Raw genomic sequence first — 25,030 nt, 5'->3', positions numbered from 1 at the left:
ATCGCGGCCACCCACTCTCTGAACCTTCTCGACGACCATTCCGTTTTTGCGTGCTGTTGCCTGTGAATGCGGGTATGATGAAGAATTGCATCTTTGATCTTCATCAGACCTCGCCGTAGCAGGAAGGCCGACCGTGATTCGTATTTCTAAGATTTGCCGTATTAGACGATTTGCTGTCGTTGCTTTTATTGCCGCACTGACCTGCGTCGTGCAGGCCAGGAATGTTTTTGCCGACGAAGCTCCGGCAACTGGGCAACCGTTGAAACAGGTCGAGATCTGGACGACCGATGCGCCGCCCGAATGGGCATTTTGGCAGCGGCAGTTGATTAACAAACTCGCGCCGGCAGCGATGGAGTTCGTCCACAAATACACGCGGCCCGACGGGACGCTGATTTGGCGCGACGAATGGCCCGGCATGGATGGCTCGGATGATGGGTACGAAAGTTTCTACAATTTTCCGCTGTATTATGCACTGGGCGGCCCTGCGGAAATCCGAGACCTCTCGGACAAATTGTGGGATGCGGTGACCCGGCAGTTCACCACGTACGGGCAAGTCCACAACGAATTCGACGCCTACTACGATTGGATGCATCATGGAGAAAGTTACACCTACTTTTACTTCTTGAGCATGTCCGATCCGACGAACAAGAAACTGCGAGAACGGGCGGCGCGGTTTGCTGGACTGTACCTTGGCGAAGACGCTGAGGCGAAAAACTATGACCCGGTCAAACATCTGATTCGTTCGCCGCTGACCGGAAGTCGGGGGCCGCGGCATGTGAATACGGCGGAGGATTGGGTCACGCATCGGCCGATTTTGTCCGAGTACCCCCTGCCCTTCGACGACATCCCGAATATCTCCAGCAGCGCCGACTGGGATGATGATGCGAAGTTTCCATTCATTCTGGAAGCACTCAACAAACGGATGATGCAAGGGGACGTGCCCCTGAACCTGACCTCGACGAGCCTGATCGCCAATGCATACATGCTCACCGGCGATGAGAAATACAAAACGTGGATCGCCGATTACGTCGCCGCTTGGCAACAGCGAACGAAACAGAACAACGGCATCCTGCCGGACAACGTCGGGCTGTCGGGGAAAATTGGCGAGAACATGCAGGGCAAATGGTGGGGCGGCTATTACGGTTGGCGGTGGCCGCACGGACTGTTTAACCAACTGGAAGCGACAATCATTGGCGGCGGCAATGCGTATCTGGTGACCGGCAATGCCGATTATCTGGAATTGCCCCGCGACGTGTTTCGTCTCGTGGAACAACAAGCCAAAGAAGTAGACGGCAAGATCGTCGTCCCGCATCGGCATGGGGATGATGGTTGGTATGACTACCGCCCGATCAACCCCAAGTACCCGGCGCAGTTGTGGTATTTGTCGCGTGACGAGGACGACTGGCAACGTTTGCTAAAATTCACAAAGCCGGAAGATTTCAAAACGCTCAACTACCACAAAGCCAAAGGGGATGCCGAACACATTGTGCCCTGGCTGGGATTTCTCCGTGGTGAGAATCCCGACTATCCCGTGCAGATTCTCAAGAGCACCTGGCTGGAGACGCAGCGGCGATTAAAGGAAATCCGCAACGACCACACGACGCCGCACGAACAAGACGTGCATCACTGGCAAAAGTTGAACCCGGTGGTATTAGAGGGCTTGGTGCAGACGATGCTCGGCGGCCCGAACCATATTTATCATGGCGGGTTGGTGAATTGCAGCGTGCGGTATTTCGATGCGGACCGGCATCGCGCGGGAGTTCCGCCCAACGTGGCGGTGTTGGTAGATCGCGTGACCGATGCGGGAATCTCGCTCAAACTGGTCAACCTGCATCCGACTGAGGCGAGGAATGTGATCATCCAAGGAGGCGCGTACGGTGAACACCAGATCACAACCGTCCGCCAAATCGTGCACTACCCGCACCAGTTCTACCAAGTCGACGCCCCGACGTTTCAGGTCCATTTGGTCCCCAGTGGCGTGGGACGGTTGGAGATCGGGCTAAAACGTTTCGCCAACCACCCAGCCTATTTGCAACCGTGACAGGCACGGACCAACAAGCTCCCTCTCCCTCTGGGAGAGGGCCGGGGTGAGGGTTTTCGCACAACAGTTGTCAAACGTCACCACATTGCGAAAAGACAATCTGTCGTCCTACGCTCCAAAGATGCGTCGCGACGCACCCGACTTTATGCGGCTTTGCGTTTGGTTTGCTGGCGTTGATAAACCATGGCGTTGCCCTGTTTGCCGATGGTTGAGACCGCGCCGGTTTTGCGGAGGCAGTAGGCCATTTTCTGCGCCAGCCAGCGGGGGATTTCGCTGCCGCGGGCGATGTCGGCGGTGGTGAACTCCGCCGGCAGGTCGGGGGGGAGCATGGTGAGCAGATCGTTGTTGGTCCGCAGCACGAGTTTGCTGACGACGCGTTCGAGCGAACGGTCCTGGACACGGTATTTCTTGCGCGTCCGCCGCGATTTGAGCGGAGGGAGGCGATGCTCCTGTTGTTCGGTGAGCAGCACTTCCAGCGTCAATCGCGGATGCGGAAAGACATTGACGAAGTGCACCAGTTCTAGAAACAAGTCATGGAACGTTTCGCGTTTGGGACTGGCGCGGCGGGAGATGATTTTGCCCCGCTTGCGATTGTATTTGACGAGTTGTTTGCGAGCGGCAAGTGGTTTGACGACGATCACGTCATGTTTTTTCGTCAGGGCGCGGATTTTGTCGCGAATGGCGCCGAGCGATGCGCATTGGATTTCGATCAGCATCTCATCCACGATGCCGTCGATGCGATATCCGGCGAGCGTCACTTCTTGTTGTGACTCGTCGGCGCAATAAAGCGATTTGAGTTGTCGGTGCAGGCTGGTTTCCACGTTTTAAAGTTGCTTAGTTTTGAGATAGGAGGCTGACCGCCAAATCGTTGGCGGGACCAAGGCGGCGGGATAGTATGCCAAGTGTCGAGGAGGGGTCCAGACCGGGTTAGCCGTGAATGGGGCGATCGATTCCCGAGTAAGACGGTTGCTGATTTCACAGCCATGGCGCGTCACTGTCGCGGGTCTAGGGGAAACCTCGTCTTGCCCTGTTTGGGCGGACATAGTAAAACCCCATCTCAAATGCGCGCGGCAGCGAAGCCGCGCCTCGACTTCGGTTTGCCATAGTCAAGGACGACTCACCGGTGTTAACCAGCATAGCCCGCACGTTTCCATACATCTGGCCCTACCGACGCCGCTTGCTGGTGTCGGTCGTCTTTGCCTTTGCCGTGGGCATCTTTTGGGGGGCCAATCTGTCCGTTGTGTACCCAGCATTTGAAATCTTGCTGGGTGAACAAAATATGGACCAGCATGCTCTGTCGAAGATCGCGGACCTGGAAGCGGACAAAGAAAAGCATCGGCAAGATATTGCCGAACTCCATGAGGAGATGGAACTGGCGGGGAGTAGTCGAGCCCAATCAAAAATTGAGTCCGAAATCAAAGACCATACGGACAAACTGTCGGATACGGAAACCCAACTGGCCTGGCAACGCTGGCTGCTAGCGCATGTCTACAAACATCTGTCTGAGAACCGTTTCAGTGCGTTTGCGGCGATCATGGGGGTGTTATTATTCGCGACGGTCCTCAAAGGGATCTGCGTCTTCATTCAGGAATATCTCGTCGGCGGCGTTGTGCAATTGAGCATTATGAGCATCCGCAAACGGCTGTTTCGCAATACATTGGCGATGGATTATCAGTCTCTCTCGGCCGAAGGGACCTCGGAATTGACGTCGCGCTTCACCTATGACATGGATGTGCTGACCAACGGCTTGTACCTGTTGGGGGGCAAGGTGATCCGTGAGCCGATTAAAGCTGTCGTCTGTTTGAGCGGGGCGTTGTGGATCAATTGGCGGTTGACGGTGCTTTCATTCATTATTGCGCCGCTGGCGGGCATCGTGTTTTATCGTTTCGGCCGCACGCTGAAAAAGGCCAGCCATCGCTCGATTGAGAGCATGGCGCGGATGTACAAGGTCATCGGCGAGACGTTTGACTCACTGAAAGTTGTCATGGCGTTCAACGGACAGCGCGCGCAGCGACGGCGATTTCACCACGAGAACAAGACGTTTTTTGAAAAATCGATGAAGCTGGTCAAAATCGATGCGCTGACCAGTCCCACCACAGAGTTTCTAGGCCTAGTGGCGGTTTCGCTCGGCTTGTTTCCGGCTGTCTATTTGGTGCTCAGCAACAAAGAATCGATTTGGGGAATACGACTGGCCAGCGGGCCGATGACGCTCGCACAATTGGCGGTGTTGTACTCCTTTTTAGTGGGGATTAGTGACCCGGCGCGGAAAATGTCGAGCATTTACGCAAAATTAAAACGCGCCTCAGCTGCGGCGGACCGTATTTTTGAATTCATGGACCGGCGATCGGCTGTCGTGGAAACGCGGCAACCGAAACAATTGCCCCGGCATAGCGTTTCGATCGAGTTCAACGATTTGAATTTTGCCTATCACTCCAAAGCGGAGCATACACCGCCGTTGGCTCTACGGGAGATCAACATGTCGGTCAGGGCTGGTGAAACGATCGCTGTGGTGGGATCGAATGGATCGGGAAAATCGACCTTGATCAATCTGTTGCCGCGATTTTTTGACCCAGACCACGGCAGTGTGATGATCGACGGCATTGATATTCGCGATGTGCGGCTGGCGGACCTGCGTGCCCAGATTGGCGTCGTCACCCAGGAAACGTTGCTGTTTGACGAAACGATCGAGAGTAATATCCGTTACGGCTGCCCCGGGGCGACCGATGCGGAGGTAGAGCAAGCGGCGCGGCAAGCGCACGTGATGGAGTTTCTAGCCAAGCTTCCCGATGGAATGCAGACCCGTGTGGGAGAAAAAGGTTGCCGGCTCTCTGGTGGGCAACGGCAGCGGATCGCCCTGGCACGTGCGATTTTGCGAAATCCGTCGATTCTGATCTTAGACGAAGCAACCAGCGCCATCGATTCCCACAGCGAATTGTTAATCCACGAGACGCTGGAGGAATTCACCACGGGGCGGACGACGTTCATCATCACCCATTCCCTGGGGCAAAGCATGTTGAATCTGGTGTCGCGGATTGCCGTCATGGATCACGGGCAATTGACAGCGATGGGGACGCACGAGGAGCTGCTCCAGGATTGCGAGCTGTATCGCAAGTTGCACCATGTGCAGTCTCAACAGCGGACCGCACTGCAGGTGGTTGGCGGCTACAGCGAAGAAAACGTAATCTCACTGGATAACGGTGCAGCGGACGAGGAGGGGCGTGGACCGGCCGGTTCATCAGGTCCCCGTCGAACGACCCGTACCCCGCCGCACTTGCAGGATTCGGCACACGTGGGCGACCATCCGCTGAAAGGGCCGTTACGTAAAAAGGCTCACTGAACAGCAGGCTGCCATGGGACTCGAAAAGCCCCAAGTGTCGTTGAGAACTTTAGCAATAACTGGGCGACAGCCCGGAATTGCGCATCGGGGCGGGGAACGCTACGGCAGAGAACTCCAGAATGGTTTATTGAGATGCCGGTAGCCGATGTTGCCGGAGAGAACCTCCACAACGGTGCCAATTCACCTAGGCTCGTAGGATCTGTTGAAAAAGATCAGAAAAACGAGCCATTCGGTTGACAATTCCTCAAGAATTGGGCACGGTCAGGTAAAGTTGTTAATGCTGCCGGTTGACTTGTGAGTTGCAAATTGCGAATAATGGAATGCGGCAGAGTTGGGATGTCCGGCCGGTGATTGGAGCACCAACTATTGAGATTCGTCACGCCGAATGTGATGCCGGGTCTGAGTCTGGACGGGAAATGCCCAGAATTTATGATCGGAATGGTAGTCCGACAGTCTGGGTATTTTGGATTTCCCCCAACATCAAAAAGAAGGGTGATACGGTTTTCGCGACAGAGACATGGACGCTATCCAAGCGACGATGCGACCCTTTCAAAAACCGCCCCACTCGACGTGGCCGCACGTCTGGGGAGGCGAAGGAAATTAAGCGGCTCCTCAAAGGGGAGGCGCAGAGTTTCTACATCCGAGGTGCGATAAGAACAGATTGATTGCGCTCCGCAAGCCCCTCAAGGGACATGGCTGACTCTCTGGATGAACAAACAGAACAATACTCTGTCTGACAATAATGGCGATTGGACCACGGGATCAACCGCTGGCCACGCGCCGCACCTGACAACGAATTGACAGGTGAACAGCACGTTGTCGTTGGATCGGAAACGACTGAAACTAACAGATTGAATGGAACTTTGGGAACCGACGTATCAAAGAGTGAGGCCGCACACCAGGGGCCGTACACGGACGTGCGTAGACCACTTTCCAGAAAGGGAGTGACAACCGGTGTATCATTTTAATGACAAACTAATGGTCTTGATGGAACAGGGGCTGTCTCGGGGCTACATCACCTTTCAAGAGGTCGATCAATACCTACCCGACGAGGGGGGTAGTGTCGACACCGTGAATGAACTTGTGTTAGCGCTTGAGGAATTGAAGATTTCGGTCATCGAAGACCCGACGATCGTCAAGGCTCGCCCGACCCCGTCGGAACCGCCGCCGTCGGACTCGACACCGGTCGTTACCGAAGAACCCTCCGCGTCTTTGTCGTCGCGCGATCCGATCCGGATGTACCTCAGTCAAATGGGAGACATTCCGCTCCTGTCGCGGACCCGCGAGATTTTTCTAGCGAAAAAAATCGAGTTGACCCGTCGACGGTTCCGCCGCGCGATCCTCGAATGCGACTTCTCGTTGCGGATCGCCATCGACACACTGCAAAAAGTCTTCGACGGGGAACTCCCCTTCGAACGCACCTTGCGGACATCGGAAACCGAAAACGTCGAGAAGGAACAAATCCTCGGCCGCATGCCGCACAATCTGAAAACGATGGCGCGGTTGATGAAACAAAACGCCGATACGTTTCACCAAATTCAAGCCGGCACGGCATCCGCCTCACGCCAGCGCGAACTCGCCGAAGAATTGATTGTCAGCCGCCGCAAAACCGCCACGTTGGCTGAAGAACTCAGCCTGCGGACGCAACGGCTGCAGCCGATCACCAAACGCATGAAACAGATCTGCGATCGGATGCTTGATCTGCAATCGCAAGTTGTGCGCATGCGGAAACAGACGCGGCACAATCCCGAATTGCAGCTCGCCCAACGCGAATTGGACGAGCTGATGGAAATGACTCTCGAAACGCCTGACAGCATGCTCAAGCGGGTCGAAGAGGTCAATCGCCGCTTCGAAGCATGGACCGAAGCCAAACAGCAGCTTTCCGGTGGAAACTTGCGGTTGGTGGTCTCCATTGCCAAGAAATACCGTAACCGCGGTTTGAGCTTCCTGGACTTGATCCAAGAAGGCAATGCCGGGTTGATGCGTGGCGTTGAAAAGTACGAATACCGTCGCGGTTATAAATTCTCGACGTACGCCACATGGTGGATTCGCCAAGCGATTACGCGGGCGGTTGCCGACCATGCCCGTACGATTCGGATTCCCGTGCACATGTTCCAAAGCATCTCGACGCTCAAAGCCAAAAGCGAAGAGTTGCGGCAGCGGACCGGTCGCGAACCAACGAGCGAAGAATTGGCCGAAGCGGTCGGACTGTCGACCGAAGAGACCGAACGGATCATGAAGACCTGGCGGCATCCGATCAGCCTCGACATTCCTGTCGGGGAAAGCGAGGACAGCAGCTTCGGCGACTTCCTCGAAGATGGCGCCGAAGTCAATCCGCTCGATTCGGCGACGCACGAATTGCTCAAGGACAAAATTGGCCACGTCCTCAAAAGCTTGACCTACCGCGAGCGGGAGATTATCAAACTCCGCTACGGGCTGGGAGACGGCTATAGCTACACGTTGGAAGAAACCGGCCGGATCTTCAAAGTCACCCGCGAACGGATTCGGCAAATCGAATCCAAAGCATTGCGGAAATTGCAGCACCACACCCGCAGCAATCAGCTCAAGGGGTTTGTGGAAGACCTGCCCGGCCAAGAGTTCCAAAACGCTGAAGCCGAAGGCGAACCGGTAACCGCCGACGCCTAGGCAACTGCCGGATCAGCAATGACAGATTCCAGCCACCGTAAGCCATTCGCTTGCGGTGGCTGTTTTTTTATCGAACGCCCACGTTGCTGCACTTGCGCTGAACAACGCGCCAGCGGTCACTGCCCTGCGGAGCGGCTACCGTCGGGCGAACCGGCGATAGGAATCCCCTCGGGCAAGGGGCGAGCGGCGACGTTGAAGCCGTTGGCGTGCACAACCGTTTGTAATTCGCGAAACAACCCGAAGCTGTCGGGGTAGACCCACATGGTGAGGGTCGTTTCAGGCGGGGCGGCTTTGAGGACCTCCACAAACCGCGACCCGACGCGCAGTGCTTCCTCGGCAGTTTCTGCTTCCACCTCCGAGGTGACTTGCATCTGCCACGCCGTCACTGCCACACGGAACATTCCCGGGCCGTGCTTTAACTCATCCACCATGGACAACGGCTTGCGTTCGACGAGGTAGCGCATGCGGTATCCTTCAATGGGTCCGATGAACCCCTGATGCGTGCGTGTCCGCGAGAGCAAGGCGCGGCGGTGTCCGAGATGGGTTTTCAAACTATCGATTAACTGTTTGAGCGGAACGTAGGAAATACGATTGTTTTCGAGACGAAAGTGATACTCCTCTCCCTCGACAATTTGGCTGACCGGCGTCAGCTTGTGGATGATTTCTTTGACTGGCGGCCGTTGGGTGTCGCGGGTTTTGATTTCGTCGGCCAAGATCGCCAAATGCGTCATGTCGTCCGCAACGTCCTGCTTGTGTGCATCCAGCTCTGCTTTCAACCGAGCCAGTTGAGTGCGGACCTCTTCCGACTCTTGCCGCGCTGCTTTTGCCGCTTCCGCAATTTCGTCTTGCGAGGCAATGGCACTGGCCAGCTGCGGCGTGACCTCAGCGACGTCGCGATCGAGTTTGTCGATGTCTCGCTGCAATTGCGTGATGTCGGCCAGCAATTGTGGAGAAGGTTGCGGCGGCTGGACCGGCTCCGGTTCGGGCTTGGGTTCGACTTTAACAACAAGGGGTGGCGGCTCGGGCGGCAGCAGTTCCTCGCTGGGCAATTCTGTGGCAGCCCCCAAAGCCACTTCGATCTTGGGTGGCGGTTCCACGACAATCGTCGCGGGCACGGGGTCGGCGGGGATCGCCGCCGTTTCGGTCTCCGGAGTGGCCGGCATCTGGCTCACGCGGACCCCGGCGATCACGATGAGGATAATCAAGATACCAACGATGTTGGCAATGATATCCAGAAACGAGTCGGATCCCGATTCCAGATCACTTTTTTTGCGACGGCGACTCATCGGGAGACCTCCTGTTTCGGACTCACAACGGTGGCCTCTCCGTAAGTCGTCTTGGTCGAAAGTCCTCCCTTGCGGAGCGCCTGTTCGATCGGCTTGGAAATATGGACCGCATTGGGCGACACGCGAAACCTGACATAGGGGACCCAATAAAATCCCGAAGGGGGATCGCCCCATGTTTTGGCATTTTCATCAATGTCCACGATCACCGCACGCACGACTTGTTGCTCTGTTTCTCCATGCCCCAGAACAATCGCCATCTCCAACTTCCCGACTTGGATACGATCAGGCGTAATCACCACGTTGACGGATCGTTCGATACCAATCCCCGCGCGGCGTGATAAACCCCAGCCTCGTTTGGATAGATTTTTTTGCATCCGATCCATTTGCCGTTGTTGGTTAATATTTAACTGCGGCAAAGCAGGTTGGCCTTGCTCTCCAATAGCCGACTGCGACGACGTTCCGCCGGTTTGCGGAGAATTCTGTGCGGAATTCCGTGCAGAATTCTGCCCCGGCGACCCAGTCGAGCGGCCGACGTAGGGCGCTTTGGCCAATTCGTTTCCGGTGGGATGTGCTTGAGGGCCAGCTTGTCCGCGGCCCGGTTTTCCATCGCTCGAAGGAGATTGCGGTCCCCGCGCATTGGCCGCTGTGCTGGTTTGAGCCGGACTTCCAGGTTGCCCCCCCTGCTCGGCCGAGCCGGTTTGTCCGCTATTGTTGCCGGTTACTTTCTGCTCCAGCGGATTGCCTGTTCCCGCCTGCGTGGGATCGAGATCATCGAACAGCGAAGAGGTGCCGTTGTCGCGACCCGAGGGTGGTTGGTTGCCCCCAGAGGACTGTGGATTCCCGCCGGGGAATTGCTGGTTCCTGCCGGAGGCCTGTGGATTACTCCCCTTAGTTCCCATTCCAGCGAGGCTCGCCGCTTGGTCTTCGTTCGCCGCTCCCCGACTCCACCCCGGTTCCAAGGTCTGTGCATCGGACGGGGAGAGAAAGCGTCGCGGAATTTCACCGGCATGTTGGAAGGCGTCGGTCGGATCTTCCACCGGGGCACGGGTTGCTGGGGACGAGCCCCCGCCCGGATTCTTCGAGCCGTTTTGCCCGTACTGCGACGGAACCTCATCCCACCCTGGCAATGATGATTGCGATTTCCGTGTCGACTGCTGCGGTTGCGTTGGCTGCAAGCGACTTCCGCCTGGTCCGCGCCCCTCAGTCCCGCGACCAGCTGACCCTCGGCCGACCGAAGCATTTCCCTGTTCGGCAATGCGACGACGATGCCGACGGGCTTTTGCCGCGAAGCGTGAGGCGTTGGAGGTCCCTTGAGAGAACGGCAGTTCCGGGTCGGCCATATCTTCCTCGTTAGGAAACTCGGACAATGCATCCATGCTGCCGCGGACCGCGTATTTGCGAATCACGTCGCGACGGTTTTTGAGTGCTTCCGCAATGGCTTGTCGCAAAACTTGCTGTGCTTGAGGATCAGCGGGCGGCAATTCCCAGGCAAAGTCATCTTCAATCAATTCATAACCGTAGGGCTCTTGCCATTCGGTGAGGAATTTGCGGGCCATATAATAGGTGACGCTGCCTTCGGGTCGCACGATCAACATGACATACGGTTTGTCCGCGTTCAGAGCGTTCGGCGTCTTAGCTACCTGGGTCCAATAATCGTTGAGCGCCTGGACCCCGGCTAGCAATGGGTTGTAGCCATCGGTGAATCCTTCTAATTGCGACGGTCCGAGATAGACGTTTTCCGGCAGAAAACGCATACCCTTTTTGGTGCATTCGACAAAAATAGGCCGCCGTGTCGTTCCTTGACGCCCATCGTAGGGGATCAACGCATATTTGCTGGGCATCGTCGCGCGGCGGTTTTCCAGTTTCTCTAATTGTTCTTCCGTTTTGCGGATTTTCAACAACAGCCGTTTCCGCTCCGCTTGTATTTCCTGGCTCTTTTCGCCAACGCTCGCTTGATCGTCTTGTAGTTCGTCCAGCGCTGCTTGTTGTTGCTTCAGATCCTGCCGCGCGGCATCCAAGGCGCGCTGAGCTTCTAACAATTCCGCGGACTGTTCGGCCAGTTGTTGCCGACGGCGCTGTTGCTGAATTTTCAAATCCGCGATTTGGCGGCGGAGTTTGATATTGGGATCCGGCACGGTGATGAGCGGCGGGATCGGTTTGGGTTCCGGCGGCGGTTCGACTTTGGGCAGGACCACAACAAACTCCGGCGCGGCGTCGAGCGTCTCGCGATCCGGTGATTCATACGGAGCGACCTCGATAAACGGATTGGGTGCGGGGGTGGGCTCCGGGGCTTTGACCTCCACAACTTTCTTCTTCTGCGCCGACTCGTCACCGATCATTTGCGTGGTGACGATGAGCAGGAAGATCAGCGCTCCCATCGCGCACACTAAAACCGCCAGAAACGGAAAGAGCGAGACGGTCAAATTAGAGCGTGATGAACGGCGGCTCATTCCGGTTTCCGCTATGGAGGGAGGACATCACTCTGGCAGGCAAGCTGTGTGAGCGATGTTGAAAGTCTGAGACAACCTGCTGGGGACAATTCGCGACTTCAAGACTCGAAACACTACGCCGCTTTGCTGCGGACCGTTAACAAGTGCACCGCAGCACTGAGGTTGTGCAGCGTTTCGTCGAACGCTTCGACGGAACGAATGGCGCTGAGATTTTCGGCCAACGTTCCCTGCAGACGCACCAGGTTTTCTTCCTGTTCGACGATGCGGGACAACAACTCCCCTTGATGCTGCAATTGTCCGACCTGGGCCGTCATCGCTTGCGAAGCGGTGCTCAGTTCTGAATTCCAGTGTTCAGCAGTCGAAGAAATCGAAGTGGTGATCTGTTCGGTTTGCACCTTGAGATCATCTCGCACAGTGGCAATTTGATTGAACAAGACTTGTCGTTGCTCATCCATCGATTCCTGCGCGGCTTGTTGTTGTTCCGTCATCGCTTCGCGCTGGGCATCCATCATGCTCGCAATCTGCTGCGAGACCCCTTGGTACCCGCTGAGCAGTTCTTCGCGAGCCGTTGCCAATTGCCGGGCATGGTCAGCCAACGTCGACTCCGTCCCGGCGTGCAGCGAGGCGGCTAGGGAGGATTGTTGTTTCTCCATAGTCTCCGACCACCGCTCACGCAATTGCCCGAGATTCGTTTGCCATGCGTCCGCGTGCTGGGCGACGATTGCTTCTGTTTGGGTCAGCAACTGTGCAGCTGCCTGTTGTTCGGCTTGCAGCAACGGACTGGTCGTATCCGGCTCCGGGAACCAACTGCTAATGTGATTGAAAGCGAGTTCGTCGACTTCGTGCAAAATGTTCTGTTCTGATTTCTCAACCCAAAAGGTCAAGAACACAAGCACTAACGTCAGCCCCAAACCGAGTGTGGTGGTATCGAAAGCAATTCCCAAACCGCCGGTGACTTTGTCCATCGAGGAGGTGAGTTGCTCCGGTTTGACATTGGCAATCGCGATCGTGATCCCCATCACCGTACCCAGAAATCCCAAAATGGGAATCGCCCAAGTGATGGTGCGGATCAGGCTGTAGCTTTCGTGTAAGCGTTCCGACCCGATGTCCGAAAGATACTGTTGATGTTCGTACAAGTTTTTTGTCGAGCGCAACCCCCGCACGTTTTGGCAGACTTCGGCGATGCGGCGTACCAAAAATGTACGTTGAATCCGCCGGGGGAGTTCGCAAACCACGACCATCATCCGCGTGGCATTTTGAACAGCGTCGTCGGTTTCACCCGGCAACTCATAGAGTTGTTGTAATTTCAAAGCCCGTCGTTGCGTGCTGAGCGAAAGGGCTTTCATCGCCAAAATCGCGATGCCCAAAAAGAACAACGTCGTTTCTGTATAGGACAAAATATGTCCCGTGCAATACCGTCGGGCGAGCGCCTGTTGTACGGGTAGATAAGGCAACACCGCATAGAATCCGGCGGTCAGCGCTGCTCCCCAGAGCACGGGGGACATGAAAATCGTATCCAGCCAACCTCGGTTTTTGAGCGTGAGGTTGTCGAGATTATTCCCGGTCGATGTTTGCGTCGCCATGATGACTCAACTTCTCTCAGAAAAGCGAACGGTACGGTTAGGAGATAACAATTCCCAAGCTCAGCGCATCCAGCCGCCCGGAATCGAAGCAGCCGTTACAATCGGTAGTATCGGACTAGATTCACGCGTTGGTTGACCAAATCCGTGCGGCGTACGCGGATGGGAACAAATGAGATGCGGAGCGACGCAGCAGCAGGTGAGCAACGGGAATCGTGTAATACAGCCTTGGCAAGACTGTCAAGACGTGTGCCAACCCGGCAATCGGGCTTCGATGCAAGCCACAGACAACCCCGGCGGATTGGAAGGTGAGCATCAGTAAGGAGTTGGACGGTTTCGCGTTAATCTTAGAATCGCGTTGCGGTTTCTCTCCCAGTGGTTGTCTTTTTTCACTGGGGAATTCGAATGGCATCCGTCACCAATTTGAGATCCAATCACCACGCAAAACTTGCCGCATGGCTGCCACTGTTTGTTTTGCCGGTCGTTGCTGTGTGGTCGACGCGTAACAGCGCGGCTTGGCTGTGCATGTGGGCGCTCGCGTTTTCAATCTATGCGGGACTCAAATGGCTGAGCTACTCCGAATACGTTGAAAACCATTTCTGCACAGTCCGGAGATCCATCGGTTATCTGGTCGCGTGGCCGGGAATGGATGCGAAGTCATTTCTAAGTACAAGCCCAAGCTTTGCACCACCTCACCCGTGGGAATGGCGCGCTGCCGTCGCAAAAATGGTTATTGGATGTGTGTTGATCGGAATTGCGGTTGCGCTTGTGAATCGGCAGATGTGGGTGGCCGGTTGGACGGGAATGGTGGGCATTACGCTGGCTTTGCATTTCGGAACATTTCATCTGTTTTCGACCGCTTGGAGACAAGCGGGAGTCGACGCACGCCCATTAATGGACGCCCCGCTGCTGGCGACATGTCTTAACGATTTCTGGGGCAAACGCTGGAACCTCGCCTTTCGAGATCTGGCGCATACGTATGTCTTTCGAACGTGCGTGGGCCGCTGGGGAATCGCTGTCGCCACCATGGCGGTGTTTGTTGTATCGGGCGTGATCCATGATCTGGTGATCTCCCTTCCCGCGCGGGCGGGGTATGGCCTGCCGACTTTGTATTTCGTGATTCAAGGCGCGGGGGTGATGTTTGAGCGTAGCCCTCTGGGAAAACGTCTGGGGCTGCGGCACGGCGTGGTCGGCCGAATTTATTGTGCGGTACTGATTTTGGCACCGGTCGGTTTGTTATTCCATCCGCCATTTGTAGAGCGCGTTATCGTACCGATGCTCACCATTCTCCGCTTGGACTGGAGTTAGGCAATGAACCTGGAACGACTCATTTTTTGCGGCGGAATCTTGCACTTTGGAATTCTGATTGCCAGTGCGCTCGTGCCGCAAGTCTTGGATTGGAAATCCTCGCTGGCCAAACTCGACGGCCTGTCGCGGCAATTGGTGTGGGTGCATGGTGCGTTTATTGTTCTGGTGATTGTCGGGTTTGGGTTGCTGTCGTTGTTCTGTGCGGGCGGACTGGCCAGCGGTACACCGCTGGCGCGAGGCGTTTGTCTGTTCATCGCCATGTTCTGGGGAGCGAGGTTGGGCGTGCAGTTTTTTGTCTTCGATGCCACGTCGTACCTCAGCACGACGTTTCTGAAGATTGGCTATCAGGGTCTGACGGTGGCGTTTCTTTACCTCACCATCGTGTATGCGTTCGCGGCATGGGCACCCGCTTGAATCCACAACGTCTGCGTCCTGCTGTTTCGTCTTCCACAGCATGACATGGGGATGGATGAGAGGTTAGTTCGCGCTACAGAAACACAAACGCCATTCTCCCTACCGGGAATCGATCCCCGCTTCGCTGCGTTGACCGTAATTCATCATGAATTACAGAGACGTTGCCCCAGGGCGATTGCGCCGAGCACGCCGGCTTGGCTGCCGAGGCCGGGCGGGACGATGAACGTGTCGATCTCATCAGTGATGGAGGTCGAGTCCACGTAACCGGCGAGAAGTTCCTGCACTTTCTTGCGAACCGGCTCAAATAGATGCGGTCGCATGACGCCGCCGCCGATGATGATTCGTTGAGGCGACACGGTGCAGAGGAAGTTCACCAGTGCCAACGCTAAGTATTCCGCTTCGAGCTCCCAGGCGGGATGGTCATCGGGAAACTCTTCGGCAGGCTGTCCCCAACGCTCGCCGATCGCCGGGCCGGCTGCTAGGCCTTCCAAGCAATCACCGTGGAATGGGCAGTGGCCGGGGTACGGGTCGCGGCTGAGGTCATGCGGGATGCGGACGTGTCCCATTTCCGGATGGATCAGACCGTGCATCAAATGGCCGTTGATCATCCCGCCGCCACCGATGCCCGTTCCGATGGTTAAGTAAATGAAACAATCCAGTTTTTTTGCCGCTCCCCACCGCCATTCGCCGAGAGCGGCCGCGTTCACATCGGTATCGAAGGCAACCGGGACCCCCAGCGCATTACACAGCGGGCCAACGACGTCGGTGTCTTTCCAACCCGGCTTAGGCGTGGATGTGACGTAGCCGAATGTCGAGGAGTTTAAGTGAGGATCGACCGGTCCAAACGAGCCGACGCCGATCGCAGCGACCGGGCCCAATTCCGTGGACTGGTCTTTGAAGAACTGAATCGTTCTTTGCAGCGTCTCTTCGGGACTGGTCGTCGGAAAACGTTCGATGGCACGGACATCATCGGGTCCGGTCCCGATGGCGCACACAAACTTTGTTCCACCAGCTTCAATTCCACCTACGAGTTCGTTCATGGTCTTTAGTTTGGGCGAATGGGAACGTTCGCGTCAAGTACCGCAGCCCATTCTTTTTGCCCAATCACCACGGTGACGAAGTCGAACGTCAGCGAAGATCCCCGCATGCGTGGGAGCTTTCAAAGATGACCGACCGACTCGCCCCGCACGAAGCGCGGCTCGATGGAAAGACAGGCATTGGGCAGTTGCTCTTTCGTACGCAGCAGCGATTCCATTTGCCGTACAGCCAATTGTCCGATTTCGTGCGCCTGAATATCGAACGTAGTGAGTGCTGGATGGAGTCCCGAAATCAACGCCCAATCGTTGTTGCCGGCGATGATGCTCATCTCACTGCCGACTTGAATGCCGCGTGCTGTGAGGGCACCGTAGATTCCTGTGGCGACACCATCGCAGGCTGCGAACACGGCTGTGGGCCGCGGATTGGTAGCGAGCACTGCATCGACCAAGTGTTGCACGGTTTCGATCGTGAGCGGCGGTTTGATCGGCATCGTCCAGCCGCCGGTGGGCGGTTCCACAAACCGTTGGACATGTAAGCCGCGGCGATGAGCCTGCGCAAGAAATCCGGTTTCCCGGTTGAGCATCAGCAATTGGTACGGCTTGGGACTCACAAAGGCCACACATTGATGGCCATGATCGGCCAGGAAATCCGCAGCCATTTTTCCGACCAACACGTCGTCAGCACCAACGCTGTCACCCCAGTCACATCCATCGGGGCGTCCGTGCAACCAGACGGTGGGCAATTCCCGAAATTCTCGCAATAACCGACAATTGGAATCGGCCAACATGCGACCTTGCAACGGACCGATGAGAAAAACTCCATCGAGTTCGTTGGAATCTAAATGGTCGGGGATTTCTTCCAGGTCGGGGACATGCGTCATTTGCAGTCGCAGGCCAAAACCGGACAGCGCATCTTCCAGGCCGCACAGAGTGGCGTTCACAACTGGTAGTGACGTCAGCGATCTGTCCAAGCCCATGGTAACAACGATGAGCCGTTTGTCGGCTAACGTGTTGCGGCTATGGCCATTGCCATTGGTCGAATCTTTAACGCTGGGGCGCCGCAAACGACGGTAATTCAGCGCTTCGGCCGCTTCACGAATGCGTTGTTTGGACGCTTCGCTAATCGCTGGGTCATCGCGCAAGGCACGGCTGACAGTACTGACGGCACAATTCGCTGCTTCCGCGACGGTCCTAATCGTGACAGTTTCTTTCACGAATTCGTTCCTCTAGTAATTCAGTGCAGCACCATACGAGCAACGAGTGCAACTTCAGACAGGACAATCCAAGGATTGTCATTGGGATTCCAAATTAAAGTCAAACGTATTATCCCCGGCTTCTACAACAGCCGTTAATTCCGATTGGGAATTGTATTTCGGGGGGATATTTTCAACGAAGTTTGCTTCGGTTTCGGGATCAGATTCGTCCTCAATGGGAGTCCGCACCTCAACTCTGTGCTCACCGAGCACAGCCCCTTCCACTCCGGCAAGATAGTACAAAGTGTAATGGCCTTCTTGGTCTGTGTATCCGGCCGAAGAGCGGGCGCCCTTCGGACCGAACAAGACCTCAACACCCGCCAAAGGCGCGTTATCCATTGTTATGGTTCCATCGACCTGACCTAACTCGGGTTGATCACTTGAACCGCAACCAGATACCAGAATCATGGCAATGCAAGACAACAACAATCGATTCAAACCGCTGAACATTGAATTCTCCAAAGCTCCTTTGGCGGGCGAGACGTAAACAGACTTGATTGATTACGCCAATACAGGCCGATACAAATCAGTTAGAAATAATAGTGCCGTCGATGACTTCACCATCGTTTCTTAGACCAATATTGGAGATCATGTCTTGATCCGCATTTTCGCTGATGAACAAGACATGGCCGTCAGCCAATAAGAAAAAGCAGCCACCCGTGTGCTGGCTAGCAAACGCATTCACTGACGTACCATTGACTCCAAATGACGAAGGCGCCGGTTCCAGTCGCATTGCGCACGATGCAGATCGTGTGTCGGGGGCGATTCCTACCCAATAGGCTCCGTATTTTTCGAACAAGGCACCCGCTGCCCGCGTCTTATCGTCGTCGACATCGATGCGGATTTTTTCGCCGATTGCGAACACATTGCTCGAACCGTCTGTCATATGCTTCATCCGCACAGGACCAACTTGAGTACCATCCACGAACATGGCCTCGACTTGTCTTCCGGTCACCGGATGGATGCCGGAGCCAGTCCAGGAAATTCCCGCAACAGCTGCGTAGTTTGATTTCCCGTGCGCACCTGGGGTCGCGGGCGGGCGTTCCCAACGTGACGGATTCAGGTCCGGATCAACAGCTGACGGACAAATAAAAGCGGGGATGACCGTTCGTTGAAGAGCGGCATTGCCAGCCGCTGCCTGGGCTCCCGTCGCCGAAGCGCAGACAACGATGTTATTGCCGGGATCGAGTTCTTTGTACAAATTCCCCAGGTCCAAGTGGGGCATGATCATGACAGCCCAACCCCAGCCTTTTCTCGCATAGTTTCCGGAGACTGCGTTCGTATTGATCGTGCTGCAACCAGTCGCTGATTCATTGGGAGGATCGCCAAGATATCCTGGGGGAAAACAACTGAATAAGTCATGGTAATTGTGCAGCGCCAGGCCAACTTGCTTGAGATTGTTCCGGCACTGGGTTCTACGGGCGGCTTCGCGTGCTTGTTGCACAGCTGGTAGTAGCAACGCAATTAAGATGGCAATGATGGCGATGACCACCAATAGCTCGATCAAAGTGAATCCGCGCCGACTGTTTCTTGTCTGCATGTGAAGTGCCTCCCGTAAGAATGGTGATGTAGAGCTGAGCGTCATGACTTGTCGATGTTTCGACGATTGAGCGACGGTGAAAGATGGAAGTGTCGCAGCCAGGAGATGCCCAGCAATATTTGAAACAACATCCACACTTATAAACGTTTCCGCAAAAGAAATACAAGATTTTCTTAGTTTTATCCGAATTTTCCTTAATTTTTTCTTAATTCCCATAGAAATAGCGGCAAATCACCAGTAGCTTGAGAACGAACGGGAAGTCCGTTTTGTGGTTCATCTCGCCCACAGCCTTTCAACATTGCGTTGGTTTTCATGCTTTCCTGCACGACGATTGACGCAATCCACCTTGCTGATCGGCCGTTGAGGCGGGTCGCGGAATTCGCAGTTTTCGCCAAAACAGCAGGGCGATATCTCACCTTTCAGCACGAATCTGCTTCGTATTTGTTTTCATGGGCTCAATTCTTTAAATGAGCCGCTCCCACGTTCATCTTGCAGTGAATAAGGACCACCCAATGAAACAGCTCTCTATTTCCATACCACTGATTCTATTGAGTTTCATCCTCCTCCCCGCCAGCGGGGCTGACAAAACCAAACCGCGTGCAACGGCGAAATCAAACGCAAGCGGCGAGAGTCAGGTCTTCACCCCCGGCGCTTCAATTCCCGTCTCCCCCCAACGAAAACTGACGCAAATCGGGAATACCGAAGAATTCGAATCGGTCATCATGGGACGTGTCATCGGGACGGCCGATGTGTTTGGCAACGGCCCCTATGACCTGTTTCTCTACCCCGATCGCATTTTTCCAATTCGAGGATTTGATGAAGACGGGACGCCCTATTATGGAAAAGTGGTGAAGATCAAGGAAAACCATGACGCACCGATGGGGGGAGCGATCCTCACCGGTCCGGACAACGAGATCTATTGCGTGAATGGGCACCGTCGTAAAATCCGCGTCTCCAAATTCGACCGCAACAAAAAAGAGTTCCAACCTTATGCCGAATCGAAACAATTGAATGTTCCCAGTGGCGTGGGTGGCGGCATGGCTGCACGGATCAACGACAATGGCAAGCTGGACGTTTATTTTTCGATTCCGGATGGCGTCCCCTACCGCCCAGCGGGACCGCATCATCATTCCCCGGCGTACATCCCCTATGACGGCGCCGGGTTTTGGCGGGGAAAAATCCCTCGCCGTATGATGTACCACGCCCGATTTGATTCGCTCCGCTTGAAAAAGACAGAGACCGTGCATCGTAGCGGAGAAGGTCCCGGTGAGTTCCTGTTCAGCGTGAATGGAATGGACGTCCTCAATCTTGGTGAGGAACGGGCTCCGGGTGTTGTGACGACCGAAAAGCAAAGCGTGTTACGATTTTTTCCCATCGACCCCACAACTGGCGAACTGGGCCCCAAACAGTACGTCAATAACGAAGACCACGTCGCCCTGCGGCATTCGGTCATCAACGCCGCTGTGAAAGCGATTCCCGATCCTGAGACGGGGCTGTCGAATCTGATTGTCACCGACACCGGTCTGGTTTGGTTTTATCCGCATACGGGTCAGTTCGCCGAAAACGGTTCGCCGATTTATGGCGCAGCGCAGCCTGTGAAAGCTGAAGGTTTGCGGCTGGCATTGGGCCAACTGCCGGTCATCAGTCCGGGAGACATGGATGGCGATGGACTCGTGGACCTTATGGCCGGAAATGATGCCGGGAAATTGCTGTTCGTGAAAAACATCGGCACCAAACAGCGCGCGGAATTCGATAATCCTGTGGCCGTGATGGTCGGTGGAAAACCGTTGGATATCAAACCTGGTTACCGCGGTTCCATTCAAGGTCCCGGCGAAGCGATGTGGGGTTATACCTGTCCCACAGTGTGCGACTGGAATGGCGATGGCCGACAGGATGTGATCCTCAATAGTTCTCTGGGCGACTACAAGTTGCTGCTGCAGGAGGAGTCGAAGTCCGGTGACGCTCCGGTCTTTTCCGCCCCCAAGACGATGTATGGCGACGGTATTCAGCTTCACTTGGCTTGGCGCAACCAACCGGCAGTCACGGACTGGGGAAACGATGGTCCGCTCTGCTTGATTGCGTTGGATGAGAAAAACCTGCTCCGTCAATTCTGGCGCGTCGACGATCAAAACGTTGATCGCGGTGAGTTATTGACCTTTGAAGATGGTTCGCCGATCCCCGCCAACGTCGACGAAGCCGCTGGTCAAACCGGACGCGCTAAACTCGTAGCCCATGACTGGGACGGCGATGGCGACGTCGATCTGTTGCTTGGAACGTCACGCGGACTGTCGTTTCCGGCATCGAAGTCGTTCCACTTGCCCAGCGATTACGGCGACGAGCGTGCTGCTTCGATTTTGTTCCTCCGCAACGTCGGAGATAATGCTCACCCGAAATTCGAGTACATCCAACAGTTGGCCTTTGACGGCGAACGGATCAAGCTGGGGATTCACTCCTGCTCCCCGGTCCCGATCGATGTCGGCCGCGGCAAGATCGATTTGCTGTGCGGTGAAGAGCAAGGTTCGATCCGCTACTTCCCCCGCGAATCGTTGACGGTCATTGGCCACAAAGAATAAGCCGCGAAAATAGGTTTTTGGCATTTTCCCAAGCCGGCGGAAATCGTAGTGAATTTCCGTCGGCTTGTTGCGTGAATTGCTCCGGAAAAAATTGCGACGACGCTTGTTTTCTGCAGCAAAAAGATGGCTAATGGAAATTGACCTCAACGATTTCATGACGCAATGCGTAACCCATAACAGGGACCGTTGGGGGGGCGTATTCCTTGTTGTCTTACTTCACGGCGGTATAGCACCGTCTCGAACGTTCATCCGGAGAGTGACTCATGCGTCCTGATCAGTCCCGTCGCAACCACACGAACGATATCCACACAGCAGCTTGTGCCCAAGATCCTGGAGTCGATCGGCGACTGTTCCTTTCCACCGCCACGGCAGCAGCGGCAACGGCCATGCTTCCGAATTTTGCCCAGGCTGCTCCGGAGAAAAAATGGCGGGTGGGCGTCATCGGACATACCGGCCAGGGGAATTACGGCCACGGATTGGATACTGTCTGGCTAAGCCTGCCGGAAACCGAGATTGTCGGCTTGGCCGATGCCAACGACAAAGGCCGTGCTGCTTGCAATCGCAAAATCGGCATGGTTCCGGATTTTGCCGACTACCGCGAAATGCTCAAACAGACGCAGCCCAATATCGTCGCAGTCAGCCCGCGGCATCTTCACGAACATCGCGACATGATTCTGGCCGCGATCGACGCAGGCGCGCAGGGCATTTATTGCGAGAAGCCGTTCTGCCGTACCCCGCAGGAGGCGGATGAAATCGTGGCGGCCTGCGAAAAGTCCGGAACGCGTTTGGGGCTGGCGCATCGCAATCGCTATCACCCAGCTGTTCCGGTGGCGATGGCCGCTCTGAAGGAGGGAGTGATCGGCGATTTGCTGGAGATTCGTTGCCGTGGCAAGGAGGACCACCGCGGTGGCGCGCAGGACATTTGGGTCTTGGGCACGCATCTGTTGGATTTAGCCCACTATTACGGCGGAAACGCGACTGCCTGTTCGGCTGTGCTGTTAAATGGGACGCGGCCGGTTACAAAGGAGGATGTTGTCGAGGGTGGTGAAGGGCTAGGCCCGTTGGCTGGGGATCGTCTGTTTGCCCGTTACGAAATGGAAAGCGGGATCCCCATGTACTTCGACTCGATCAAAAACCAAGGGGTCAAGGAAGCCAATTTTGGAGTGCAATTGATCGGCAACAAAGGGTTCATGGATTTCCGCATCGATATTGAACCTTTGGCGCACTTGGTGCCGGGAAATCCTTTCTTACCGACGGACAAGCCACGACCTTGGATCCCGATCAGCAGCGCCGGCATCGGCAAGCCGGAGCCGATTGACAATCTTGGGAAACTGGTCTCGAAGCACATTCTAGCAACCCGCGATCTTCTGGCCGCTGTATCGGAAGACCGCCCACCACTCTCCAGCGCCGAAGATGGCCGCGCGATCGTGGAGATGATTCATGCGGCGTTTGCCTCGCACGTTAAAAACGGCGAGCGCGTACAACTGCCCTTAGAATCACGCACGCATCCGTTGGCGGACTTGGCAGCCCAACCTTCTTGAGCTTAGTCACGGGGCTGAGCGATCGGCCGAAACGATTTGCTCGCGCCATTGCGAGATGCTCGCGACACCTTACGGCGTTTCGGTCGCAATCGGCCCTGGTTTCGGCGGACGGATGAAATGCACGATCAGTGCCAGCCCCAAAAATGCGGCCGCCCCGGCGACGCCGTACCATTGTGACTTGGACCAAATCGCCCAACCTGCGCCGAAGGCGGAGAGCGACAGGGCGATTAGCATCAGGACGTTCCAAAAGATACGTTTTCCGCCCTGCGGAAGATTACTGCCCAGGATGCTGCGGCTATTCATCATTAAAAAGAACGTGCCGTAGGCAATCGGTAGCAGGACCATGCCGAACACACTGGTGGGTACCGCCAGCCAAAACGCGGCTTTTCCGGACCAGACAAACGGCCCCAGCACGCCGATCGCCGGCGCCATGCACCCCAAACGGTGCGGCAGCCCCTCGGGGGGAAGTCCCAGGATTTCGCAGAATGTAAATCCGGAAATCAGCATCAAAATTGTGATCGTCGAGAGCGCCATGCCCAGTACGCCGAACCCGAAGACATAATTCGCAAAGTCACGACCGATCAGCGGTGCCAGTGAATTCGCTAGATTGAAGGCGTCGCGTTTGACCAGCATGGCTGCCATCCGTTTGTCCCCTTCGGGCAGTGCATCGGCCAGTTTTTGTTTTTCGTCGTCGCTGAGATTGGCATAGTCGGCACCCGCTTGATTGCTAACGCGGGATTGCAGAATCCCTTGATAGGCGGACACCATTTTCGCCGGGGCCGTGACGCCCGATCCATCATCCAGTAACCCCGCTGCCGGCTTGGCATGGAATTGACTGGCTGAGGCGATCACCACGCAGCCGGTGGCCATGATGAACGGGATCGCCATGCCGGTCGATAAGTCGAACACGGCCAATCCACGAAAATGTTTATCCCAGCCGCGACGCAACATGGAGTACGGCAGCAGAAACGTCATGTTGATCCCCACAGCGGTCGCCACCGCGGTGATCATCACGTCGCGTTGCATGTCCACAATCATTTGTGACCAGAAATCAGAGGAGCCTCCCGTGGCGGCCAAAGCTTCTTTGAACGTGGCTGCCGGTTGGCTCAACATATTGAGATTGGGAACGAACCCGGCCATGATTTCGTCCCACGGCAAACCTTCGCCGCTGAGGCTGATTTTGATGACCACGCCAAAAAAGCAAATCACGATCGCGCCGACCAGCAAGCGCAACATGCCTTCATAGAGACGGATGCCCCAACTTCCGCTATCGTAGAACCACGTAATGATGATGGCGATGGTCAACATCACGGCGCAGATGATCGCGATGTCCGTATCTGAGGTCATGTTGGGTAACAGGTTTTGAGTCACCGCGGCTGTGCCGAGGCTGAATTGCGGGAGGCACCAAACGATGTTTGCCACCAACGTGGCGATGGCCCACCCCCAGCCCAGTACCGGATTGATGTGATCGTTGATTGCCTGAAATGGCCGTTTGCCGGTGGAGAGGGTCACGTAGGAAATGGCGCTGAGCATAATCACGCCCATCACCATGGCCATGACTTGCAACCACATCAGGCTGTAACCGGCCAGCACTCCCAGATACAAACTACCCGCCAACGAACCGCCGCCGAGTGTGATCGCTGATTGCAACCAACCGGGACCGGAGAGCCGCAGGTAGGTCCAAAGTTTTGCTCCGCTGCCTTTCTCTGCTGCTTCGATGAGCATCTGCCGTTCCGGGCTTTGTTGGGCATCTTCTAATTCAGTCGGCATGGTGTCTGTCTCTTTCCCGTCAGGCAGCCGTCGTTAGTCGCTCAGCGAGGCTGCAACACTCGATCGATCGGTGTTTTATTGGTGTAAATCCGTGGCGACGAACGGCGCCACAGGTGGAATTCGTAGGCTTGGAGTTTTAAGACAGCCATCCTATCCCAAATCGACAATGCGAAACAACTCAACCGCGACGCTACACTTTTTGGGAAGAATACGGAGCGGGTGCGTTTCTGCAGAATCAACCTGATAACGGCCTC

General features: G+C 55.7%; 16 protein-coding genes. 7 read left to right on the top strand and 9 right to left on the bottom strand.

The window, feature by feature from the left end:
• Nucleotides 1-133 precede the first annotated feature (133 nt).
• A complete protein-coding gene (locus tag Mal52_RS02875; RefSeq protein WP_145374220.1) occupies nucleotides 134-2,041 on the top strand; it encodes a DUF8034 domain-containing protein in 1,908 nt (635 codons plus the stop codon).
• A 143-nt stretch (nucleotides 2,042-2,184) separates the two neighbouring features.
• On the opposite strand, the gene Mal52_RS02870 is transcribed toward Mal52_RS02875, so the two are convergent.
• Entirely contained in the window at nucleotides 2,185-2,862 is a 678-nt protein-coding gene (locus Mal52_RS02870) for a DUF8091 domain-containing protein (protein ID WP_145374218.1), read from the bottom strand.
• Nucleotides 2,863-3,164: 302 nt separating this feature from the next.
• Between Mal52_RS02870 and Mal52_RS02865 the strand changes: the two genes are divergently transcribed.
• Nucleotides 3,165-5,378 carry an ABC transporter ATP-binding protein gene (locus Mal52_RS02865; protein WP_145374216.1) on the top strand — a complete coding sequence of 738 codons (2,214 nt, stop codon included), beginning with the start codon at nucleotides 3,165-3,167 and terminating at the stop codon, nucleotides 5,376-5,378.
• Between the two features lie 954 nt (nucleotides 5,379-6,332).
• Entirely contained in the window at nucleotides 6,333-8,024 is a 1,692-nt protein-coding gene (locus Mal52_RS02860; protein WP_145374214.1) for a sigma-70 family RNA polymerase sigma factor, read from the top strand.
• Between the two features lie 116 nt (nucleotides 8,025-8,140).
• Here Mal52_RS02860 and Mal52_RS02855 read toward each other — a convergent pair whose 3' ends face one another.
• The 3 genes from Mal52_RS02855 to Mal52_RS02845 all read right to left on the bottom strand — a co-directional run bounded on the left by Mal52_RS02855 (nucleotide 8,141) and on the right by Mal52_RS02845 (nucleotide 13,343).
• Nucleotides 8,141-9,310, bottom strand: coding sequence for a hypothetical protein (locus Mal52_RS02855; protein ID WP_145374213.1), 1,170 nt, complete (start codon nucleotides 9,308-9,310; stop codon nucleotides 8,141-8,143).
• Nucleotides 9,307-11,760, bottom strand: coding sequence for a hypothetical protein (locus tag Mal52_RS02850; protein WP_145374211.1), 2,454 nt, complete (start codon nucleotides 11,758-11,760; stop codon nucleotides 9,307-9,309). Before Mal52_RS02850 ends, Mal52_RS02855 begins: the two co-directional genes overlap by 4 nt.
• Nucleotides 11,761-11,873: 113 nt before the next feature.
• Nucleotides 11,874-13,343 (bottom strand): MotA/TolQ/ExbB proton channel family protein, encoded by a 1,470-nt coding sequence (locus Mal52_RS02845; protein ID WP_145374209.1) that lies wholly within the window; start codon nucleotides 13,341-13,343, stop codon nucleotides 11,874-11,876.
• Nucleotides 13,344-13,745: 402 nt separating this feature from the next.
• On the opposite strand from Mal52_RS02845, the gene Mal52_RS02840 reads away from it, so the two are divergent.
• Together Mal52_RS02840 and Mal52_RS02835 are read left to right on the top strand one after the other, a co-directional pair.
• Complete coding sequence (locus Mal52_RS02840) at nucleotides 13,746-14,648, top strand: MBOAT family protein (protein WP_145374207.1); 903 nt, start codon at nucleotides 13,746-13,748, stop codon at nucleotides 14,646-14,648.
• A gap of 3 nt (nucleotides 14,649-14,651) precedes the next feature.
• Nucleotides 14,652-15,062 carry a hypothetical protein gene (locus Mal52_RS02835; protein WP_145374205.1) on the top strand — a complete coding sequence of 137 codons (411 nt, stop codon included), beginning with the start codon at nucleotides 14,652-14,654 and terminating at the stop codon, nucleotides 15,060-15,062.
• Nucleotides 15,063-15,205: 143 nt separating this feature from the next.
• Here Mal52_RS02835 and Mal52_RS02830 read toward each other — a convergent pair whose 3' ends face one another.
• The 4 genes from Mal52_RS02830 to Mal52_RS02815 all read right to left on the bottom strand — a co-directional run bounded on the left by Mal52_RS02830 (nucleotide 15,206) and on the right by Mal52_RS02815 (nucleotide 18,892).
• Nucleotides 15,206-16,102, bottom strand: a complete 897-nt coding sequence (locus Mal52_RS02830; RefSeq protein ID WP_145374203.1) for an ROK family protein — start codon at nucleotides 16,100-16,102, stop codon at nucleotides 15,206-15,208.
• A 119-nt stretch (nucleotides 16,103-16,221) separates the two neighbouring features.
• Nucleotides 16,222-17,313: a LacI family DNA-binding transcriptional regulator gene (locus Mal52_RS02825; RefSeq protein ID WP_145374202.1), complete on the bottom strand. Its 1,092-nt coding sequence runs from the start codon at nucleotides 17,311-17,313 to the stop codon at nucleotides 16,222-16,224.
• Between the two features lie 78 nt (nucleotides 17,314-17,391).
• Complete coding sequence (locus Mal52_RS02820; RefSeq protein WP_145374200.1) at nucleotides 17,392-17,802, bottom strand: carboxypeptidase regulatory-like domain-containing protein; 411 nt, start codon at nucleotides 17,800-17,802, stop codon at nucleotides 17,392-17,394.
• A 76-nt stretch (nucleotides 17,803-17,878) separates the two neighbouring features.
• Nucleotides 17,879-18,892, bottom strand: coding sequence for a DUF1559 domain-containing protein (locus Mal52_RS02815; RefSeq protein WP_145374198.1), 1,014 nt, complete (start codon nucleotides 18,890-18,892; stop codon nucleotides 17,879-17,881).
• 512 nt (nucleotides 18,893-19,404) lie between these two features.
• Here Mal52_RS02815 and Mal52_RS02810 point away from each other — a divergent pair.
• On the top strand, nucleotides 19,405-21,465 hold the full coding sequence (locus Mal52_RS02810; RefSeq protein WP_197534621.1) for an FG-GAP-like repeat-containing protein: 2,061 nt from the start codon (nucleotides 19,405-19,407) through the stop codon (nucleotides 21,463-21,465).
• Nucleotides 21,466-21,728: 263 nt separating this feature from the next.
• On the top strand, nucleotides 21,729-23,006 hold the full coding sequence (locus Mal52_RS02805; protein WP_145374194.1) for a Gfo/Idh/MocA family protein: 1,278 nt from the start codon (nucleotides 21,729-21,731) through the stop codon (nucleotides 23,004-23,006).
• Nucleotides 23,007-23,075: 69 nt separating this feature from the next.
• Here the strand turns inward: Mal52_RS02805 and Mal52_RS02800 are convergent, their stop codons facing one another.
• Nucleotides 23,076-24,776 (bottom strand): divalent metal cation transporter, encoded by a 1,701-nt coding sequence (locus Mal52_RS02800; protein WP_145374192.1) that lies wholly within the window; start codon nucleotides 24,774-24,776, stop codon nucleotides 23,076-23,078.
• Between the last annotated feature and the right edge of the window lie 254 nt (nucleotides 24,777-25,030).

It is taken from the genome of Symmachiella dynata, assembly GCF_007747995.1.
GTDB classification, from domain to species: domain Bacteria; phylum Planctomycetota; class Planctomycetia; order Planctomycetales; family Planctomycetaceae; genus Symmachiella; species Symmachiella dynata.
The sequence above is the reverse complement of the archived record's forward strand: the minus strand, read 5'-3'. Positions and strand labels throughout refer to the sequence as shown.

What these genes read in the sequence shown, in the direction of transcription:
- Mal52_RS02815 (WP_145374198.1), bottom strand. Translation starts at nt 18,892, where the DNA reads ATGCAGACAAGAAACAGTCGGCGCGGATTCACTTTGATCGAGCTATTG.
- Mal52_RS02800 (WP_145374192.1), bottom strand. Translation starts at nt 24,776, where the DNA reads ATGCCGACTGAATTAGAAGATGCCCAACAAAGCCCGGAACGGCAGATG.
- Mal52_RS02855 (WP_145374213.1), bottom strand. Translation starts at nt 9,310, where the DNA reads ATGAGTCGCCGTCGCAAAAAAAGTGATCTGGAATCGGGATCCGACTCG.
- Mal52_RS02810 (WP_197534621.1), top strand. Translation starts at nt 19,405, where the DNA reads ATGAAACAGCTCTCTATTTCCATACCACTGATTCTATTGAGTTTCATC.
- Mal52_RS02845 (WP_145374209.1), bottom strand. Translation starts at nt 13,343, where the DNA reads ATGGCGACGCAAACATCGACCGGGAATAATCTCGACAACCTCACGCTC.
- Mal52_RS02850 (WP_145374211.1), bottom strand. Translation starts at nt 11,760, where the DNA reads ATGAGCCGCCGTTCATCACGCTCTAATTTGACCGTCTCGCTCTTTCCG.
- Mal52_RS02835 (WP_145374205.1), top strand. Translation starts at nt 14,652, where the DNA reads ATGAACCTGGAACGACTCATTTTTTGCGGCGGAATCTTGCACTTTGGA.
- Mal52_RS02820 (WP_145374200.1), bottom strand. Translation starts at nt 17,802, where the DNA reads ATGTTCAGCGGTTTGAATCGATTGTTGTTGTCTTGCATTGCCATGATT.
- Mal52_RS02840 (WP_145374207.1), top strand. Translation starts at nt 13,746, where the DNA reads ATGGCATCCGTCACCAATTTGAGATCCAATCACCACGCAAAACTTGCC.
- Mal52_RS02830 (WP_145374203.1), bottom strand. Translation starts at nt 16,102, where the DNA reads ATGAACGAACTCGTAGGTGGAATTGAAGCTGGTGGAACAAAGTTTGTG.
- Mal52_RS02805 (WP_145374194.1), top strand. Translation starts at nt 21,729, where the DNA reads ATGCGTCCTGATCAGTCCCGTCGCAACCACACGAACGATATCCACACA.